Here is a 19,015-nt window from a genome sequence, read left to right on the forward strand (position 1 = left end):
CCCTACCTCAATACTAGTGTGAGACTTGATACTTTCGCTATCGGCCAGATCCGAAGACCCAACCTCGCGTTCGCTATCAAGCGCCCACACTTATCGGCTGTAAATTTTTAAAGATCGCGTCGCTTGACCGCCGGCAGCACCTGAAGAACCTTCCCTTCCGGTACCGCCCGTCTTGCGTTGCTGCGTCAGCAGCAGAGAAACGAGATTATGCAGAGTGTTTCGCATCGCGTCAACTGTTTTTTTAGCTTTTCGCTTAAAACCTGTTGCCGCCGGCGCCGCTTCGTCGCCGCCTCACAAAGGAGGAAGCGAATAGTAGGTCAAACACACCCGCGATGACAAGGGTGTGACGCAACTTTTTTTAGTGGCGGCGCGCCGCCGTGACGACAGCTTCGAGCGGCACCGCCGCAGCCATCGCTTCATACCCCTCGTCGCTCGGGTGGATGTGATCGCCACTATCGAAGCGCCGCTGCAGACGGTCAGGGTGCGCGGGGTCGCGCAATGCGGCATCGAAATCGACGACGCCGTCGAACGCATGGCTGTTGCGCACCCAGTCGTTCACCGCTGCGCGCACCGCCTCACGAGCGGGCGGCAACGAGGCGGGCGTCAGCGTGGCGCCGAAAATGCGCACGCCGCTCTGGTGCGCCCGCTCGATGAGTCTGCGGTAGCCCTCCGTCAGATCGCGCGCCGTCACGGCGGTATGCGGCGCGTCGCAATCCAGGCCCGCATGCGGCGGCATCGACGCGAAGTTGATGTCGTTGATGCCAATCAGCACGAGCACGGCCGTCACCCCCGCGTGACCCAGCGCGTCGCGATCGAAGCGGCGCTCGAGCGCCTGTCCATAACACGATGAATCATTGAGCAGACGGTTGCCGCTGATGCCCAGGTTGAGGATAGCCACGGGCTCGTCCCCGGCCCCTTGCAGCCGACGCCCGAACGCGTCCGGCCAGCGCCGGTTTCGATTCAGACTCGAGCGCAGGCCGTCCGTAATGGAGTCCCCGATCGCCGCGATTGCCACCCCGCGCGGCGCCTGTACGTCAAGCGCGCTGACCCACGCCGATTCGGTGAACTTGCGCGTGTACGCGGCAGGCGCCGCGTCGGCGGAGTGATCACCAGGCGCCGACACATAGTTGATTTGGTTCGCTACCCGATGCCAGGCGGTCATCGCCTGCGATGGCCCGGCCACGAGGCTGATCGCGTACGGTTCGCCCGCCGTGACTGTCGTTTGGATCGGATCGCTGTACGCTTCCGCGCCGGCCCTCAACACGATCGACGGCTTCCCGCCGAAGGTCACGCGCACGGACGTGCCCGGTTGCGTCGCCGCGCCGCCCGCGGACTGCGCGAGCGCGACGCCGGCCAGCGTAAGCGGCGCCCGCCCGTCGACGTTGCTGATCCGAATGCGCACGCCCTTGCCCGAGATCGTCGGATAGACGATTTGCCTGACCGTGCGCCCCGCTACTTCGGGCGTGCGGTAAAGAGGCGGCGGATTGGAGAGATCGGGGATCGACTGCATGGCCGATGCCCACGCGGTAACCCAACCGCTCGAAACGACGGCCGGCGCGGCAGCCTGCGCAGTGGACGCGATACAAGCCAGAAAAAGCAGGGACGCGCCTGATGCGCGGACGGCTCGCAAAATGGGGTTGGACCAATCATTCATCGGCGTGCGGGATTTCGGGACAGAAACGGAATTGTGCCTCATGAGAAGAACGATGACGGGCCCAAGCGGGGCGCGCCAAGCTGGGGTGGTGGCCCGAGGCGTGCGCACCCGAATCCGCATTCGTCAGTTTTAATCATCGGGCCGAGGCTGCCGATAAAGCACTTCTCAGTCTCGGAGATCAAAGTGAAAGCGCCTATCCGCTCGCTTATCTGCCTTCTTGTCGTCGCGGCCCTATCCGGGTGCGCGCAGTTGCAGGCGCTTCGGTCCGACGGGCCGCAGCAATCGGCGTCCGCAACTCAGACACCGACCCCGGTCGTCGACTTCACGATCCCGCCCGACGCGCTCGGCGCACGCGATCCTCATCTCACCGCGATCCTCGGGAAGGTTGGCGCGGTCGCCTCGAAACAATCGCAACCCACGACGATCCGCGTCGCCGCGCTGGCACAGGACTTCCCGTACCTGAACCAGGCGATCAAGCGCGGCATCGCACCCTCGCGCGCCGCGACCATCCGACTCGAAGACCTTGCCGTAGGCAGCTGTCAGCCCTACCGGATCCAGCTCGGACCTACCGAATAGCTTATGGAGACGACCATGTTTCGCTACTTCGCGCTCCGGTTGGCCGGATGCCTGTGCCTCGCAACAGCACTGCCGATTCATGCCCAGACGAGTCCGCACGGCGGTGCATCGCCGCTGTCAACCAAGGCAGCAGCGGAAGCTGCGGGCCCGAACGAATTGTTTCCGCCGCTGCCGTCTCTGGCTTCGTTGCCCCCTTCGTCGGCACAGCAACTGGAAGAAGACGCCGCCCCCGTCACCAAAGCCCGTCGCTCTGGCAAGAAGACCCGACGCGCGGCACCGCGCAAAGCCGTCGAAGCGACGGTCCGCGTCATCGTCAGCGATGAATCGCAGGCTTACCTGGCCGCCGTCGAACGCACGCTCGACAATGCGCTGCGCGAAACACCCCACGATCCGCGCGATCGGCTCGCGCCGTCGGGCGCGGTCTCGGTGGCAGACGTCCGTTGACAGCGCGCTTCGCCCCTCAGCCGTTGGAGATCGCCAGATGAGAACCGACTTTGCCGCCAGTGTTTGCAGCTCACGTGCGCGACTGACCGGGGTCGTGCTCGGGGTAGCCTGCTTGCTCGGCGCAGCCGGCGCGGCGCGCGCGCAAGAGGATTGCTTCGCACGCGCCGGCGCCTACCAGGGGGTCAATCCGCTCGTTCTGCGCGCGATCGCGTGGTACGAATCGAAGGGCAACCCCAACGCCGTTCACCGCAATGCCGACGGCAGCATCGACGTCGGCCAGGCTCAGATCAACTCCGTGCATTTCGCCGAGCTGCGCCGTTATGGCGTACCGCCGGGCGCACTGAAGGATGCCTGCGTCAATACCTACGTTGCGGCATGGATGCTCAAGCAAAAGATGATTCGCTACGGCAACACGTGGCACGCGATCGGCGCCTATCACTCGGAGACGCCTTCGTTACGCGATCAGTACGCACGCAGCATCCATGGCGTGCTCGTGTCATGGGGCGTGGCGAAATAGCGCGCGGCGCGCTCGTGCCGCCGGCGGGGCATGTGCCGGAGCGGCGCCTATTGCCGCTGCTGCGTGATGATCTGGTATCCGGGATCGGCGCACTCGTGCGCGGCGCGCTCCGCCTCTTCATAGGAAAGGAAGTGCTCGGCCTCCTCGAACGAGGCGGTAAAGCCAATGTCGCCATCCTCTCCCGGGCAAAGGTATTGCTCGCCGATCTTCACGAAATATACGGTCGCCATGGTCGGAACGCACGAGGCGTCGGCTGGAACACGATGCTTTCAGTCTAGCAGGCCATAGTCTGACCGCGAGCCCTGTCTGGCTTCGGCCCGGCCATCCTTTCTTTGGTCGATCGGATCCCGTCGCCTCAAAAAAATAATTTATTAACCGACCGGTCGGTTGGTTTATACTCGCGGCAACGTACAACTCAGGACGAGATCGTTCCCATGTATACGCAATCCCTCGATATTCCGGGCAACGTCGCGGCGCTCGATACGGGCGCGGCGTCGCCCGAGCAACAACGCTTTGACGCCGTCGTCGCCGCCGACGGCAAGATCGAGCCGCAGGACTGGATGCCCGACGCCTACCGCAAGACGCTTGTGCGGCAGATCTCGCAGCACGCGCATTCGGAGATCGTCGGCATGCTGCCCGAGGGCAACTGGATTTCACGCGCACCGAGCCTGAAGCGCAAGGCGATCCTGCTCGCGAAGGTGCAGGACGAGGGCGGCCACGGGCTCTATCTCTATAGCGCCTGCGAAACCCTCGGCGTCTCGCGCGATGAGCTCATCGACGCGCTGCACAGCGGTCGCGCCAAGTACTCGAGCATCTTCAACTACCCGACGCCCACGTGGGCCGACGTCGGCGTGATCGGTTGGCTCGTCGACGGCGCCGCGATCATGAACCAGATTCCGCTCTGCCGCTGTACCTACGGTCCTTATGCCCGCGCCATGATCCGCATTTGCAAGGAGGAGTCGTTCCATCAGCGTCAAGGCTACGACGCCCTGCTCGCCATGATGAAAGGTACCGACGCGCAGCGCGAACTCGTGCAGCAGGCTGTCGATCGCTGGTGGTGGCCGGTGCTCATGATGTTCGGCCCGAGCGATAAGGATTCCGTCCACAGCAATCAATCGGCGAAGTGGGGCATCAAGCGGATTTCGAACGACGATCTGCGCCAGAAATTCGTCGATGCCACGGTCGAGCAAGCGAAGGTGCTCGGCGTCACGCTGCCCGATCCCGACCTCAAATGGAACGAGGAACGCGGACACTTCGACTACGGCGCGATCGACTGGGACGAGTTTTGGCGTGTCGTCGGCGGCGACGGCCCGTGCAACCGGGAGCGCCTCGCCACACGCGTGAAAGCGCACGACGAAGGCGCCTGGGTGCGCGAAGCAGCGCTCGCCCATGCCGAAAAAGTTCGCCAGCGCGCGCAACAACAAGCGGCTTGATACACCGCCGGGCGGTAGCCGATCGCCCGGTTCTACCAAGGATTCAGGAGTCAGTTCATGAACAAGGAATGGCCGATTTGGGAAGTGTTCGTGCGCAGCAAGCAGGGCCTCGATCACAAGCATTGCGGCAGCCTGCATGCCGCGGACGCGTCGATGGCGCTGCGCATGGCGCGCGACGTCTATACGCGCCGCCAGGAAGGCGTGAGCATCTGGGTCGTGCCCGCCAGCGCGATCACCGCTTCCGACCCGAGCGAAAAGGCGGATTTGTTCGAGCCGGCCGGAGACAAGATCTACCGTCACCCGACCTTCTACACGCTACCCGACGCAGTCAACCACATGTAACCGTCATGACGACCACGCCCGAACATCTTTCCTACGTGCTGCGTCTTGCCGACAACGCGCTGATCCTCGGTCAGCGCAATGCCGAGTGGTGCGGGCACGGGCCCGTTCTCGAAGAGGACATCGCGCTCGCCAACATGAGCCTCGACCTGATCGGGCAGGCCCGCATGCTCTATTCGCACGCAGCGACGCTCGAACAATTGCTGACCGGCGCGAAGAAGACCGAGGACGATTACGCCTACTTCCGCGCCGAACGCGAATTCGCCAACTATACGTTGGTCGAGTTGCCGCATCGCGGCCCGCTGAGCGGCACGGCGAGCAGCAGCCGCGATTACGCGGTGACGATCGTGCGCAATTACCTCTATACCGCGCTGATGGCGCATATCTGGACCGCGCTCGAAGGGTCGAAGGACGCGCAACTGGCGGCGATCGCCTCGAAGGCGATCAAGGAAACGCGCTATCAATTGCAGCATGCGCGCGAGTGGCTCATTCGTTTCGGTGACGGCACGGAAGAATCGCATCGCCGTGCGCAGGCCGCGCTCGATCATCTGATGCCCTACCTGCGCGAGTGCTTCGCGGCCGATCCCATTGAAGACGCGGTGGCAGCCGCGGGCGTCGGCGTGCGCGCCGCGGACTTCGAGGCCGATTGGCAGCGCGACGTGCAAGCCACGCTCGCCGAAGCACCGCTGACGATGCCCGCGCCGGTGCAACACATCACCACGGGCAAGCTCGGCGAGCATTCGGAGCATATGGGCTTCCTGCTCGCGGAAATGCAGAGCCTCGCCCGCCAGCATCCTGGCGCGACCTGGTGATCGAATGAAGCCGTCGTCGACTGTTTTTCCGGTTCGTCAAAATGCCAAGCACATCTGACTGTTTCGACTTCGCTGAAAAGCAAGCCGGCACGAGCGGCGACGAAGCGCTCGCCCGCGCCTGGTCCGTGCTCGAATCGGTACCTGATCCGGAAATCCCGGTGGTCTCTATCAGAGAGCTTGGTATTTTGCGCAGTGTCGAGCGCGGCGAAGACGGCGCGCTGGAAGTCGTGATCACGCCGACTTACTCGGGGTGCCCGGCGATGGCGCATATCGCTGAAGACATCGGGCACGCGCTCGAGCGGGCGGGTTTGACGCCACATCGGATCAAGACCGTCCTCGCGCCTGCGTGGACCACCGACTGGATCACCGACGAAGCGCGCGAGAAGCTGCGCGCCTACGGCATCGCGCCGCCCGGCGGCCGCTGCGCGAGCGCAGCGGCCGGCGAGCAAACCATTCGCTTCGTGCCGCGCCCGGACGCCGCGCCGGCCTGCCCGCAATGCGGCTCGATCCATACGGAGCGCCTCGCGCAGTTCGGCTCGACGGCCTGCAAGGCGCTCTACCGATGCCTCGACTGCCGCGAACCCTTCGATTACTTCAAGCCCTACTGAAACCTATGACGACTCCGCAATTCCATTCGCTGCGCATCCGCGAGGTACGGCCCGAGACCGCCGATGCGGTTTCGGTTTCGTTCGAAGTCCCGCCCGAACTGCGCGAGCAATATCGCTTCACGCAAGGGCAATTCGTGACCCTGAAGGCCCACGTCGACGGCGAGGAGACGCGGCGCTCTTATTCGATCTGCGTAGGCGTGACGGACTATGACCGCGACGGCGAGCTGCGCATCGGCATCAAGCGTGTGCGCGGCGGGCGCTTTTCGAACTTCGCGTTCGATACGCTGCAGGCCGGTCATGCGATCGACGTCATGACGCCCGACGGCCGCTTCTTTACGCATCTGAACGCCGAGCAGGGCAAGCAATATGTCGCCTTCGCCGGCGGCTCCGGCATCACGCCCGTGCTGGCAATCGTCAAGACGACGCTCGATATGGAACCGCGCAGCACCTTCACGCTGATCTACGGCAACCGCAGCGTCGATGCGATTATGTTCGCCGAAGAACTCGAAGATCTGAAGAACCGCTACATGAACCGGTTCGTGCTGTACCACGTGTTGTCCGACGATATGCAGGACGTCGAGTTGTTCAACGGCGTGCTCGATCAGGCGAAATGCGCCGCATTTCTCGAGACGTTGGTGCCGGCGGCTTCGATCGACGAAGCATTCATTTGCGGCCCCGCGCCGATGATGGATGCAGCCGAGGCGGCGCTCAAGGCCGCCGGCGTGGAGCCGTCGAAGGTTCACGTCGAGCGCTTCGGTTCGCCGCTGCCGCAAGCGGGCGCAGCGCCCGTCGAGATCACCGAGGAAACGCCGGCTGCGGAGCTCGAGATCATTATCGACGGCAAGCGTCGCAAGATGCGGCTGCCGTATGAAGGGGCGAGCCTGCTCGATGTCGGCTTGCACGCGGGCCTCGCGCTGCCTTACGCCTGCAAGGGCGGCGTCTGCTGCACATGCCGGGCGAAGGTGCTCGAAGGCGAAGTGAAGATGGACAAGAACTACACGCTCGAAGAGCAGGAGATCCGCGATGGCTTCGTGCTGACGTGCCAGTGCCATCCCGTCAGCGAGCGCGTGGTAGTCAGCTACGACGAGCGCTGAGCGTCCGTCGCCTTCGCCCGACCCGCGGCGCGTTTCGCGTAAACTAGCGCCGCGGCGGCCCGAAGCAAGGCGCCCCGGCAGCGGTTCACCCGCCGCGCGGCGCCCGCAAGCGACGATCAGGAAGAGACCAGCGGCTCCTCTCTTGTACCTCGGCCGGCCCGAAACGACGATAAGACCATGGCCCGTACCCGAGCACCCGATCACGAAACCCAGCGCGAGCAAATCCTTGAACTTGCCGCCGCCGCCTTTGCACAGACGAGCTACCCGAGCACGTCGATGGCGGAGCTTGCCGCCGCAAGCGGTACCTCCAAAGCACGGCTCTATCACTATTACGAGAGCAAAGAAGCAATCCTGTTCGACCTGCTCGACCGCTACACGAAGCGGCTCATGCTGATCATCGCCGAGGTCGAAGGCGCGAGCCAGCGGCGCGGGTTGTCCGAGCGCGAGAGCTTTGCCGAACTCGTGCGCGCGTTCCTGACGGAGTACGAGACTTCGCACAGCCGGCACGTTGCGCTGCTCAACGACGTGAAGTATCTGGTCGACAGCCAGCGCGAGGTCATTCTCGATCGACAGCGCGATATCGTCGCAGCCTTTGCGCGTCAGCTCTCGCGCGCCTACCCCGAACGCGCCACGAAAGAAAACCAGACCGCGCTCACCATGATGGTGTTCGGCATGATCAATTGGACCTTCACCTGGCTCAAGCCCGGCGGACGTCTGGGCTATCGCGAATTCGCGGACCAGGTCATCGACGTTCTCGAGCGGGGACTCGTCGGCGGTGTTGACCCGACGCAGCACTGAACGCTGCATCGCAGCATGCCTTTGGGCGGATGCAATCGGTCAAAATGACATGATGCGCATGCGCAACATAGAATTTTGTACCTAATAATCAGCCACTTACGGCCGACAACGCAGCAAATAGAAGCCGCCCTCGGGGTAAGATTCGGGTTTTCCCTAGTGATGCCGATGCGCATCGGGTAAAATTCGCACTGCGTCGCAACATGAGACGCATGACGAAAAGGAGAACCCACGATGAACCCGCACCTTTCTACTCGCGCCGTCGCGTCGATCGAGCAACACGACCGCCGCTCGCAGGCGGCCCATCGTGACTTGGTGCTCGTGCGCGAGCTGACAGCCGGCGACCGGGACCCGCTCCTCGCGCATTTTCTGGCGCTGGGCGAGGACGATCGCCTGCTGCGCTTTGGCCAGGCCGCGCCCGATCATGTGATCGAGAACTACGTCCGTTCGATCGATTTCGCCCGCGACAAGGTATTCGGCGTCTACGATCACGCGCTGGAACTCGTCGGGGTCGGCCATCTGGCCTATCTGCCGGCCGACGGCGAACAACGGACCGCCGAGTTCGGCGTCTCGGTGCTCGAAAGCTCGCGAGGCATGGGCGTCGGCTCGAAGTTGTTCGAACGCGCGGCGATCCATGGCCGCAACACGCGCGTGACCACGCTTTATATGTACTGCCTGTCGCGCAACACCACGATGATGCACATCGCCAGGAAAGCCGGCATGAAGATCGAATATGCCTACGGCAGCGCGGACGCCTACCTGACGCTGCCGCCGGCCGACCAGACGAGCATCATCACCGAGATGCTGCAAGAGCAAGCCGCCCTGTTCGACTATGCGATCAAGCGCCAAGCGCGCAATACGGCGCGTTTCATCGAAGCCATGATGCCGGACGAAGCGCTGGCCTGACGCTCGCCGAACGGTCCCGCAGCTGCCGACACCCTTCATGCATCTTCCCCTGGCGCACTGCTCTCCCCTGTGCGGTGCGCCCGGCGAGGCGACTTCGGTCGCTTCGCCGCCCCATTCCCTCCATCCAGACCGACTCCGACCACGCGATCTGCCTTCGCACGCAACGGTCAAAGGATCGGCAAAGCCGTCGTCTCTTTGAACGATTCGAGTGCGAAGCTCGTCTTGACGTCGATCACCGACGGATGATGCAGCAACTGGTCCTGCACGAAGCGCGAGAAATGGACCATGTCCTTGACCTGCACGCGCAGCAGATAGTCCATTTCACCCGTCATCGCATGGCAGGCGACGACCTCGGGCCACGCCTGCACGGCCGCGCGAAAAAGCTCGGCGTGGGTCGTGCCGGCATGGCCCGTCGCGCCGCCGCGCTTCTCCAAACGAACGTTGACGTAGGCGAGCAGTCCAAGGCCTAACTTCTGCGGATCGAGCAGCGCCACGTAGCCGCGAATGACCCCGATTTCTTCGAGCCGCCGAATGCGCCGCAGGCAGGGGCTCGGCGACAGGTTCACGCGCTCGGCGATATCCTGATTCGAGGCCCGTCCGTTTTCCTGCAAAAACGCCAGAATGCGCCTGTCGACGGCATCGAGCTCGATATCAGCCATTTTCTCACTCCCCTCGGTTTTATTAGGACAGAAAATTGCGCAATCGTAGTCGACGCCGACAAATTTCGCAAATTTTCGTCGATGTGACCGCTATACACTTGCGTCTATCTGTGGCCTGCGACGCGCGGCCGCACCGACCTGATTCCAGCCGCATCATCGCGAAACACGGAGACAAGCATGCAGGTTCAAACGTGGGACAACCCCGTCGGCACTGACGGCTTCGAATTCATCGAATACACGGCACCCGACCCGAAGGCGCTCGGCAAGCTGTTCGAACAAATGGGCTTCACGGCCATCGCCCGTCACCGCCACAAGGATGTGACGCTGTATCGCCAGGGCGACATCAATTTCATCATCAACGCCGAGCCCGATTCGTTCGCGCAGCGCTTCGCGCGCCTGCACGGCCCGTCGATCTGCGCGATCGCATTCCGTGTCCAGGATGCGGCCAAGGCGTACCAGCACGCCCTCGACCTCGGCGCCTGGGGCTTCGACAACAAGACCGGCCCGATGGAGCTGAACATTCCGGCCATCAAGGGCGTCGGCGATTCGCTGATCTATTTCGTCGACCGTTGGCGCGGCAAGAACGGCGCGCAGGCAGGCAGTGTCGGCGACATCGACATCTACGACGTCGACTTCGAACCGATTCCCGGCGCCGATCCGCATCCCGTCGGCCATGGGCTCACCTATATCGATCACCTGACGCATAACGTCCATCGCGGCCGCATGCAGGAATGGGCCGACTTCTACGAGCGTTTGTTCAACTTCCGCGAGATTCGCTACTTCGACATCGAAGGCAAGGTCACAGGCGTGAAGTCGAAAGCGATGACGTCGCCGTGCGGCAAGATCCGCATTCCGATCAACGAAGAAGGCTCCGAAACGGCCGGCCAGATTCAGGAATATCTCGACGCCTATCGCGGCGAAGGCATTCAGCACATCGCGCTGGGCTCATCGGACATCTATCGCACCGTCGACGGCGTGCGTGCCGCGGGCATCAAGCTGCTCGATACGATCGACACGTATTACGAACTCGTCGATCGTCGCGTCGAGGGACACACCGAGCCGCTCGAGGAACTCAGGAAGCGCAAGATTCTGATCGACGGAGCGAAGGACGATCTGTTGCTGCAGATCTTCACCGAAAATCAAATCGGCCCGATCTTCTTCGAGATCATTCAACGCAAAGGCAATCAGGGGTTCGGGGAAGGCAACTTCAAGGCGCTGTTCGAATCGATCGAACTCGATCAGATTCGCCGCGGCGTCGTGCAGGACAAGGCCTGACGGGTCGGGCGCGCCCGGCTGCTGCCGTTGCGCGCCCGCAAGGGAGACAGGCGGCGGGGCACCCGGCCCGCAGCCGGCGCGGGTTGCACCGCGCGTCGATCACCGTTACATGAGAACGTTCGGTGCGGAATCGGCTTGGATCTGCAACTCGTGCCGCTTGGCGGCGGCCGTCTCGGCCGTCGTGGCGTGTTCGCGGCTGGCCTGCGCGATCGGGCGGGCTGCGAAACGCGAGGTCCGTGCGCCCGCCCCGCCCAGCGATGCAGCCCAGGCCTCGGCCGGGCTCGCGCCGATCCCCGCCTGAGCGAGCGTGCGCGATACCGCCGCCGCGACCACACCGGCCTGTGCGTGACGCACGGGCAAGCCCATCGCGAAGAATGCGGCGGAAATCATCAGAAAGGTTTGAACGTGTCGCTTTTCCATCTGTACTCCTTGTATTTAGTGCGCCCGCGCAGTACCGCCGCCCAGGACGCCTCGCGAGCCCGACGGGCCGGCATGTCATTCGATGACACAGCCGCTCGGACGATGGCGAGTGGGACAAATTAGACCAAATCACCCGAGGCGACTCCAGCCTTAAAACAACACGTTACGGCCGTTACAGACAGAAACGCCGCCCTGACACATCTTTGCAGAACGAATTTCGAGATATCGTGACTCCGCGAGAGTCTTGCCGGACAAGCGATGGCACTATTTTTGACTGCTGCGGCGGGTTTCCACCAGTGCTACCATCGAAAAAAATCCGCCAATATGGCGGCCCCGGCCGAACCATCCACAAGATGGCGACGCTGAGACGTTTTGGTGATCCCAAACAGGGTTGAGGAGTCAATACAATGAATGCCCCGCTGGACGCAGGTCAGCGAGCCTCGCTCGAAGCCGCGCTATCTTCCGTCACGCTCGACGACAAATACACGCTCGAACGCGGGCGCGCCTATATGAGCGGCATCCAGGCGCTGGTCCGCCTGCCCATGCTGCAACACGCGCGCGACCAGGTTGCCGGGCTCAATACGGCCGGTTTCATTTCCGGCTATCGCGGCTCCCCCCTCGGCGGTCTCGATCTCGCGCTTTGGAAAGCCAAAAAGCACCTCGCCGCCAATCAGGTCGTGTTTCAGCCCGGGATCAACGAAGATCTCGCCGCCACGGCCGTATGGGGCACGCAGCAGGTCAATCTCTACCCCGGCGCCAAATACGACGGGGTGTTCTCGATGTGGTACGGCAAGGGGCCCGGCGTCGACCGCAGCATCGACGTCATCAAGCACGCCAACTCGGCCGGCACTTCGCGGCACGGCGGCGTCCTCGTGCTCGCCGGCGACGACCACGCCTGCAAATCCTCGACGCTCGCGCACCAGTCCGAGCACGTCTTCAAGGCATCGGGCGTGCCCGTGCTGTTTCCGTCGAACGTCCAGGAATACCTCGACTTCGGCCTGCACGGCTGGGCGATGAGCCGCTACTCGGGACTCTGGGTGGCGATGAAGTGCGTGACCGACGTCGTCGAATCGTCGGCTTCGGTCGACATCGACCCGCACCGCACGCAGATCATCCTGCCGGGCGACTTCGTCATGCCCGAGGGCGGCCTGAACATTCGCTGGCCCGATCCGCCGCTCGAGCAGGAAGCGCGGCTGCTCGACTACAAGTGGTATGCGGCGCTCGCTTATGTGCGGGCGAACAAGCTCGATCGCGTCGAGATCGACTCGCCGCACGCGCGCTTCGGCATCATCACGGGCGGCAAGGCCTATCTCGACGTGCGTCAGGCGCTCGTCGACCTGGGTCTCGACGATGACACCTGCTCTCGCATCGGCATTCGACTCTATAAGGTCGGGTGCGTCTGGCCGCTCGAAGCGCAAGGCGCGCAAGCGTTCGCACGCGGGCTCGACGAAATTCTCGTCGTCGAAGAGAAACGCCAGATTCTCGAATACGCGATCAAGGAAGAACTCTACAACTGGCCGGACGGCCAGCGCCCGCGCGTGTTCGGCAAGTTCGACGAAAAAGACGGCGCCGGCGGCGAATGGTCGGTGCCGATGGGCAACTGGCTGCTGCCCGCTCACTACGAACTCTCGCCCGCGCTGATCGCCAAAGCGATTGCAACGCGTCTCGAGAAATTCGAGTTGCCGTCCGACGTGCGCGCACGCATTGCAGCGCGGATCGCCGTCATCGAAGCGAAGGAAAAGGCGCTGGCCAAGCCGCGCGTTACGGCCGAGCGCAAACCCTGGTTCTGCTCGGGCTGCCCGCACAACACGTCGACGAATGTGCCCGAAGGCTCGCGTGCGATGGCCGGCATCGGCTGTCACTACATGACGGTCTGGATGGACCGCAATACCAGCACGTTCAGCCAGATGGGCGGCGAAGGCGTCGCCTGGACGGGGCAGGCGCCGTTCACGAACGAGAAGCATGTGTTCACGAACCTCGGCGACGGCACTTACTTCCATTCGGGCCTGCTCGCGATTCGCGCCGCGATCGCCGCAAAATCGAATATCACTTACAAGATCCTTTATAACGACGCCGTTGCGATGACGGGCGGCCAGCCCGTCGACGGTGTGTTGACGGTGCCGCAGATCACGCATCAACTCGCGGCCGAAGGCGTGAAGAAGATCGTCATCGTCACGGACGAGCCGCAGAAATACAGCGGGACGACGCTATTGGCGCCGGGCGTGACCGTTCATCACCGCGACCAACTCGACGCCGTCCAGCGTGAGCTGCGCGAGATCGAAGGCACGACGATCCTCATCTACGACCAGACCTGTGCAACGGAGAAGCGCCGGCGCCGCAAGAAAGGCGAATTCCCCGATCCGGCGCGGCGCGTCGTCATCAACGAGGCCGTCTGCGAAGGCTGCGGCGACTGCTCGGTACAGTCTAACTGCTTGTCGGTCGAACCGCTCGAAACCGAGCTCGGCACGAAGCGGCAGATCAATCAGTCGAGCTGCAACAAGGACTTCTCGTGCCTGAAGGGCTTTTGCCCGAGCTTCGTCACGGTGGAAGGCGGCCAGTTGCGTAAGCCGAAAGCCGTCGGCGCCGCAGCCAGCGAGGGTCTGCCGGCGATCCCCGAACCGACGCTGCCCGCGATCGCCCGCCCGTACGGCGTGCTCGTCACCGGCGTGGGCGGCACGGGCGTCGTCACGATCGGTGCGTTGCTCGGGATGGCCGCTCACCTCGAGCAAAAGGGCGTGACCGTGCTCGACGTGACCGGCCTTGCGCAAAAGGGCGGCGCCGTGATGAGCCATGTGCAGATCGCCAATGCGCCGACGGACATCCACGCCACGCGCATCGCAATGGGCGAAGCGAATCTCGTGATCGGCTGCGACGCGATCGTCACGGCCGGCGACGAATGCACGTCGCGGATGAAGATCGGGCAGACGCGCGTCGTCGTCAACAGCTCGAAGACGCCCACGGCCGAGTTCATCAAAAACCCGAACTGGACGTTCCCCGGCACGAGCACGGAACAAGATGTCCGCGCGGCCGCCGGCGAACATGTCGATCTCATCGATGCGAACCGCTTCGCCGTCGCGCTGCTCGGCGATGCGATCTACACGAACCCGTTCGTGCTCGGCTACGCATGGCAACGCGGCTGGCTGCCGCTCGAGCATCGTTCGCTCGTGCGGGCGATCGAGCTCAACGCCGTTCAGGTCGAGAAGAACCTCGCCGCGTTCGAATGGGGCCGTCGTGCAGCGTTCGATCTGGCCAGCGTCGAGCGTGCGGCGCAGCCTGCTGCCGGTGCGCATGACGCTGGCGCGACCGTCATTTCGTTGCATACGAAAAAGTCGGTCGACGCACTGATCGCCAAGCGTGTCGAGCTGCTGACGGCTTATCAGGATGCGGCGTATGCGAAGCGCTACGAGACGCTCGTCTCGCAGGTGCGGGCCGCCGAACGCGGACTTGCTGACGGCAATGCCGTCAGCGAACCGTTGACGGAAGCTGTGGCACGCAATCTGTACAAAGTCATGGCGTACAAGGACGAATATGAAGTCGCGCGCCTGCAGACGGACCCTGCGTTCCTTGCCAGGCTGAAGGAGCAGTTCGAAGGCGACTGGAAGCTGAACTACTACCTCGCACCGCCGCTGTTGGCGAAGAAGGATGCGAAGGGCCATCTCGTGAAGAAGCAATACGGGCCTTGGATGCTCACGGCGTTCAGGCTCGTCGCGAAGATGAAGTTCCTGCGCGGCTCGGCTTTCGACGTGTTCGGCAAGACGGAAGAGCGTCGGACCGAACGTGCGTTGATCGGCGAATACGAAGGGCTCGTGCGTGAGTTGATCTCGGGGATCAAGGCCGAGAATCTGCCGCTCGCCATCGAACTCGCAAATCTGCCCGATGGGATTCGCGGGTACGGGCACGTGAAGGAAAACAACCTGAAGGCCGTGCGCGTGAAGTGGAATGACCTGCTGGCGAAGTGGCGCACGCCAGGAGGGGCGACGCGACATGCGGCGTGAGCCGGTTTGACAAGGGCGAGCGCGTGGTGAGCGCTCGCTGGAACTGAAAAAGCCAAAGCCCCGCGTTTTTCGGAACGCGGGGCTTTGTTGTTTTTACCAGCGGGTCAGGAGCGGCGGCCCGTTGCCCCGCGGCTTTACTCCGTCCGCACGTTCGCCGCGGCCACCGCCGTCATATTGATAATTCGGCGCACCGTCGCAGCAGGCGTCAGGATATGCACGGGCTTGTCCGCTCCCAACAAGAACGGCCCGACCGTCACCCCTTCCCCGCCAACCATCTTGAGCAGGTTGTACGCGATGTTCGCGGCTTCGACGTTCGGCATCAAAAGCAGATTCGCTTCGCCCGTGAGCGTCGTGCCCGGGAACGACTGCTTGCGGATCACTTCCGACAACGCCGCATCACCATGCATTTCACCGTCGACTTCGAGTTGCGGCGCACGTTCGGCAATCAACTTGCGCGCAGCGGCCATGCGTTGCGAGGATGCCGACGGCGCACTGCCGAAGTTCGAGTTCGACAGCAGCGCGATCTTCGGCACGATGCCGAAACGCTCGATCTCGCGCGCGGCCAGAATCGCCATGTCGGCCAATTGCTCGGCGCTCGGCACTTCGTTGACGTACGTATCGCAGATGAACAGATTGCGGCCCGGCAACATCAAGAGGTTCATCGCCGCATAGTGCTCGGCCTGCGGCGCGCGACCGAGCACCTGCTCGATGTACTTCAAATGGCTGTGATACGTATCGATCATGCCGCAGATCATGCCGTCGGCCTGGCCCAGACGAATCAGGATCGCACCGATCAGCGTATTGAACTTGCGCATCGCGGCCTTGGCGATCTCGGGCGTCACGCCGTCGCGCGCACCGATCTCGTGATAAAGCTGCCAGCTTTGCGTGAAGCGCGGATCGTCTTCGGGGTTGATGATCTCGAAATCGGTGCCGACCTTGAGCTTCGAGCCCATCTTCTTCAACCGCATTTCGACGACTGACGGGCGGCCAACGATGATCGGCTTGGCGATTTTTTCCATCAGCACGAATTGCGCAGCGCGCAGCACGCGTTCGTCTTCTCCCTCGGCGAACACGATGCGGGCGGCCTTCTTCTTGGCCGCGGCGAACACGGGGCGCATGACCATGCCCGTGCGGTAGACGGTGGTGCCGAGCTGCTCGCGATAAGCGTCCATGTCCTGAATCGGCCGCGTCGCAACGCCGGAATCCATCGCCGCTTGTGCAACGGCCGGCGCGATCTTGATGATCAGACGCGGGTCGAACGGCTTCGGAATCAGGTATTCGGGACCGAACTCGAGCGAGTGCCCTTCATAAGCCTTCGCCACTTCATCGCCCTGGTCAGTCTCTTCGGCCAATTCGGCGATCGCGCGCACGCAGGCGAGCTTCATCTCTTCGGTGATCGTCGTCGCACCGACGTCGAGCGCACCGCGGAAGATAAACGGGAAGCACAGGACGTTGTTGACCTGGTTCGGATAATCGGAGCGCCCCGTCGCGATGATGGCGTCCGGGCGCACGGCCTTCGCGTCTTCGGGACGGATTTCGGGCTCGGGATTGGCCAGTGCGAGGATCAAGGGCCGATCGGCCATCTCCTTGACCATCTCGGGCTTGAGCACGCCCGCGCTCGAGCAGCCGAGGAAAACGTCAGCCGATTTGATGGCATCGGCGAGCGTGCGAGCATCGGTGTCCGCTGCGTAGCGCGCCTTCGACGGATCGAGGTTGCCGCGCCCTTCGTAGATGACGCCCTTCGAATCGGCGACGAGCACGTTCTGCTTCGACAACCCGAGCTTGACGAGCAGGTCCAGACAGGCGATCGCAGCCGCCCCGGCCCCCGAGCAGACGAGCTTGACCTTCGACAGCTCTTTGCCGACGACCTTCAGGCCGTTCAGGATGGCGGCCGACGCGATGATTGCCGTGCCGTGCTGATCGTCGTGGAAAACGGGAATCTTCATGCGCTCGCGCAGCTTCTGCTCGATGTAGAAGCATTCGGGCGCCTTGATGTCTTCGAGGTTGATGCCGCCGAGCGTGGGCTCGAGCATCGCGATCGCTTCGACGAGCTTATCGGGGTCCGATTCGGACAGTTCGATGTCGAACACGTCGATGCCGGCGAACTTCTTGAACAAACAGCCTTTGCCTTCCATCACGGGTTTGGCCGCGAGCGGGCCGATATTGCCGAGGCCGAGCACCGCGGTGCCGTTCGTCACGACGCCGACGAGATTGCCGCGCGACGTGTACTTTTGCGCATCGAGCGGATCGGCGTGGATCGCCTCGCAAGCGGCCGCGACGCCGGGCGAATAGGCGAGCGAGAGGTCGAGCTGGTTCGACAGCGGCTTCGTGGGCGTGACCGAAATCTTGCCGGGCTTCGGGTTCTGGTGATATGCGAGGGCGCTTTGCTTCAGTTGTTCGTCCATTTTTGAGCCTGAGACGTAATTGAATTCGGACCGGCACGCTCGCGCGGGGCCGCGCCTGACAAGTCGGAGAGGTAGCGACTGCGGCAGCGATGCTGGCGCCGGTTGGGCGCGGCGCCAATGCCTGCCAGGGGGTGGGGCAGGCGGCGCGAGAGCGTTTCGCGGGGCGCCTAGTGTACACCCCCTAAACTGCGTTTCCAGAGGAGCTGATTCGGACTCGGGTAAAATACTGGCCCACGCGCGCAGCAAACAAGCAGCAACGAGGCCTGCGCCACGGGCAAGCCGCCCGCCTCACGCCCATCATCCAAGGATTGACTTATGACAGGCTTCGATCGCCAAACGATCTCCGATACGACCGCCAAGATTCTGCTCGAAGTGCAAGCCGTGCATTTCAACGCCGACAAGCCGTTCATCTTCACCTCCGGCTGGGCAAGTCCGGTCTATATCGACTGCCGCAAGTTGATTTCGTACCCGCGCGTGCGCCGCGCCTTGATGGAGATGGCCGAAACGACGATCCTGCGCGATGTCGGCTACGAGCAGATCGACGCCGTCGCCGGCGGCGAAACGGCCGGTATTCCGTTCGCGGCCTGGATCGCCGATCGCATGATGCTGCCGATGCAATACGTGCGCAAAAAGCCGAAGGGTTTCGGCCGCAACGCGCAGATCGAGGGCCACCTCGAAGAAGGCTCGCGCGTGCTGCTCGTCGAAGATCTGACGACGGACAGCCGCAGCAAGATCAACTTCATCAACGCGCTGCGCACGGCCGGCGCGAGCGTGAATCATTGCTTCGTGCTGTTTCACTACAACATCTTCAAGGAAAGCGTGTCGGTCCTGAAGGACATCGACGTCGATCTGCACGCGCTGGCCACCTGGTGGGACGTGCTGCGCGTCGCCAAGGCGGCGGGCTACTTCGATACGAAAACGCTCGACGAAGTCGAGAAGTTCCTGCATGCGCCGGCGGATTGGTCGGCCGCGCACGGCGGTGCGACCGCCACGCCGCAGTAACGCGACATCATCGCAGTCGATGCGCGAGGCCGCCAGCCTCGCGCGTGCCAACCGGCGCTCGCCTACGCGCTATGCGAGCGC

At 63.3% G+C, this 19,015-nt stretch carries 18 protein-coding genes; 13 read left to right on the plus strand and 5 right to left on the minus strand.

Annotated elements, in window-relative coordinates; genetic code table 11:
- Positions 1 to 358 precede the first annotated feature (358 nt).
- The gene (locus tag C0Z19_RS23750; RefSeq protein ID WP_425330308.1) at positions 359 to 1,510 is read right to left on the minus strand and encodes an SGNH/GDSL hydrolase family protein; all 1,152 of its coding nucleotides are present in this window, start codon (positions 1,508 to 1,510) and stop codon (positions 359 to 361) included.
- A 327-nt stretch (positions 1,511 to 1,837) separates the two neighbouring features.
- On the opposite strand from C0Z19_RS23750, the gene C0Z19_RS23755 reads away from it, so the two are divergent.
- Genes C0Z19_RS23755 through C0Z19_RS23765 form a run of 3 tightly spaced genes read left to right on the plus strand, consistent with a single transcriptional unit; the run spans position 1,838 to position 3,191 of the window.
- Entirely contained in the window at positions 1,838 to 2,230 is a 393-nt protein-coding gene (locus C0Z19_RS23755) for a hypothetical protein (protein ID WP_233196266.1), read from the plus strand.
- A gap of 15 nt (positions 2,231 to 2,245) precedes the next feature.
- Complete coding sequence (locus C0Z19_RS23760; protein WP_146012128.1) at positions 2,246 to 2,674, plus strand: hypothetical protein; 429 nt, start codon at positions 2,246 to 2,248, stop codon at positions 2,672 to 2,674.
- Between the two features lie 37 nt (positions 2,675 to 2,711).
- Positions 2,712 to 3,191 carry a lytic transglycosylase domain-containing protein gene (locus C0Z19_RS23765; RefSeq protein ID WP_102612299.1) on the plus strand — a complete coding sequence of 160 codons (480 nt, stop codon included), beginning with the start codon at positions 2,712 to 2,714 and terminating at the stop codon, positions 3,189 to 3,191.
- A 47-nt stretch (positions 3,192 to 3,238) separates the two neighbouring features.
- On the opposite strand, the gene C0Z19_RS23770 is transcribed toward C0Z19_RS23765, so the two are convergent.
- Positions 3,239 to 3,421: a hypothetical protein gene (locus tag C0Z19_RS23770; protein ID WP_102612300.1), complete on the minus strand. Its 183-nt coding sequence runs from the start codon at positions 3,419 to 3,421 to the stop codon at positions 3,239 to 3,241.
- A 204-nt stretch (positions 3,422 to 3,625) separates the two neighbouring features.
- Here C0Z19_RS23770 and paaA point away from each other — a divergent pair, with 204 nt between their 5' ends.
- From paaA to C0Z19_RS23805, 7 genes are all read left to right on the plus strand, one after another.
- Positions 3,626 to 4,624 carry a 1,2-phenylacetyl-CoA epoxidase subunit PaaA gene (paaA, locus tag C0Z19_RS23775; protein ID WP_102612301.1) on the plus strand — a complete coding sequence of 333 codons (999 nt, stop codon included), beginning with the start codon at positions 3,626 to 3,628 and terminating at the stop codon, positions 4,622 to 4,624.
- 57 nt (positions 4,625 to 4,681) lie between these two features.
- Positions 4,682 to 4,966: a 1,2-phenylacetyl-CoA epoxidase subunit PaaB gene (gene paaB / locus C0Z19_RS23780; protein WP_102612302.1), complete on the plus strand. Its 285-nt coding sequence runs from the start codon at positions 4,682 to 4,684 to the stop codon at positions 4,964 to 4,966.
- A 5-nt stretch (positions 4,967 to 4,971) separates the two neighbouring features.
- On the plus strand, positions 4,972 to 5,775 hold the full coding sequence (gene paaC / locus C0Z19_RS23785) for a 1,2-phenylacetyl-CoA epoxidase subunit PaaC (RefSeq protein ID WP_102612303.1): 804 nt from the start codon (positions 4,972 to 4,974) through the stop codon (positions 5,773 to 5,775).
- A 41-nt stretch (positions 5,776 to 5,816) separates the two neighbouring features.
- A complete protein-coding gene (paaD, locus tag C0Z19_RS23790) occupies positions 5,817 to 6,383 on the plus strand; it encodes a 1,2-phenylacetyl-CoA epoxidase subunit PaaD (RefSeq protein ID WP_102612304.1) in 567 nt (188 codons plus the stop codon).
- Between the two features lie 5 nt (positions 6,384 to 6,388).
- Complete coding sequence (paaE, locus tag C0Z19_RS23795) at positions 6,389 to 7,477, plus strand: 1,2-phenylacetyl-CoA epoxidase subunit PaaE (RefSeq protein WP_102612305.1); 1,089 nt, start codon at positions 6,389 to 6,391, stop codon at positions 7,475 to 7,477.
- 177 nt (positions 7,478 to 7,654) lie between these two features.
- Complete coding sequence (locus C0Z19_RS23800; protein ID WP_102612306.1) at positions 7,655 to 8,275, plus strand: TetR/AcrR family transcriptional regulator; 621 nt, start codon at positions 7,655 to 7,657, stop codon at positions 8,273 to 8,275.
- Between the two features lie 231 nt (positions 8,276 to 8,506).
- Complete coding sequence (locus tag C0Z19_RS23805; protein ID WP_146012129.1) at positions 8,507 to 9,178, plus strand: GNAT family N-acetyltransferase; 672 nt, start codon at positions 8,507 to 8,509, stop codon at positions 9,176 to 9,178.
- A gap of 167 nt (positions 9,179 to 9,345) precedes the next feature.
- On the opposite strand, the gene C0Z19_RS23810 is transcribed toward C0Z19_RS23805, so the two are convergent.
- On the minus strand, positions 9,346 to 9,837 hold the full coding sequence (locus tag C0Z19_RS23810; RefSeq protein WP_102612307.1) for an Lrp/AsnC family transcriptional regulator: 492 nt from the start codon (positions 9,835 to 9,837) through the stop codon (positions 9,346 to 9,348).
- 177 nt (positions 9,838 to 10,014) lie between these two features.
- On the opposite strand from C0Z19_RS23810, the gene hppD reads away from it, so the two are divergent.
- Positions 10,015 to 11,112: a 4-hydroxyphenylpyruvate dioxygenase gene (hppD, locus tag C0Z19_RS23815; RefSeq protein ID WP_102612308.1), complete on the plus strand. Its 1,098-nt coding sequence runs from the start codon at positions 10,015 to 10,017 to the stop codon at positions 11,110 to 11,112.
- A gap of 105 nt (positions 11,113 to 11,217) precedes the next feature.
- Here hppD and C0Z19_RS23820 read toward each other — a convergent pair whose 3' ends face one another.
- Positions 11,218 to 11,532: a hypothetical protein gene (locus C0Z19_RS23820; protein ID WP_102612309.1), complete on the minus strand. Its 315-nt coding sequence runs from the start codon at positions 11,530 to 11,532 to the stop codon at positions 11,218 to 11,220.
- A gap of 407 nt (positions 11,533 to 11,939) precedes the next feature.
- Here C0Z19_RS23820 and C0Z19_RS23825 point away from each other — a divergent pair, with 407 nt between their 5' ends.
- The gene (locus C0Z19_RS23825) at positions 11,940 to 15,527 is read left to right on the plus strand and encodes an indolepyruvate ferredoxin oxidoreductase family protein (RefSeq protein WP_102612310.1); all 3,588 of its coding nucleotides are present in this window, start codon (positions 11,940 to 11,942) and stop codon (positions 15,525 to 15,527) included.
- Between the two features lie 134 nt (positions 15,528 to 15,661).
- On the opposite strand, the gene C0Z19_RS23830 is transcribed toward C0Z19_RS23825, so the two are convergent.
- Complete coding sequence (locus tag C0Z19_RS23830) at positions 15,662 to 17,932, minus strand: NADP-dependent malic enzyme (RefSeq protein WP_102612311.1); 2,271 nt, start codon at positions 17,930 to 17,932, stop codon at positions 15,662 to 15,664.
- A gap of 315 nt (positions 17,933 to 18,247) precedes the next feature.
- Here C0Z19_RS23830 and C0Z19_RS23835 point away from each other — a divergent pair, with 315 nt between their 5' ends.
- Positions 18,248 to 18,934 carry an orotate phosphoribosyltransferase gene (locus C0Z19_RS23835; RefSeq protein ID WP_102612312.1) on the plus strand — a complete coding sequence of 229 codons (687 nt, stop codon included), beginning with the start codon at positions 18,248 to 18,250 and terminating at the stop codon, positions 18,932 to 18,934.
- Positions 18,935 to 19,015 lie beyond the last annotated feature (81 nt).

The organism is Trinickia soli, assembly GCF_002879855.1.
Taxonomy (GTDB): Bacteria; Pseudomonadota; Gammaproteobacteria; order Burkholderiales; family Burkholderiaceae; genus Trinickia; species Trinickia soli.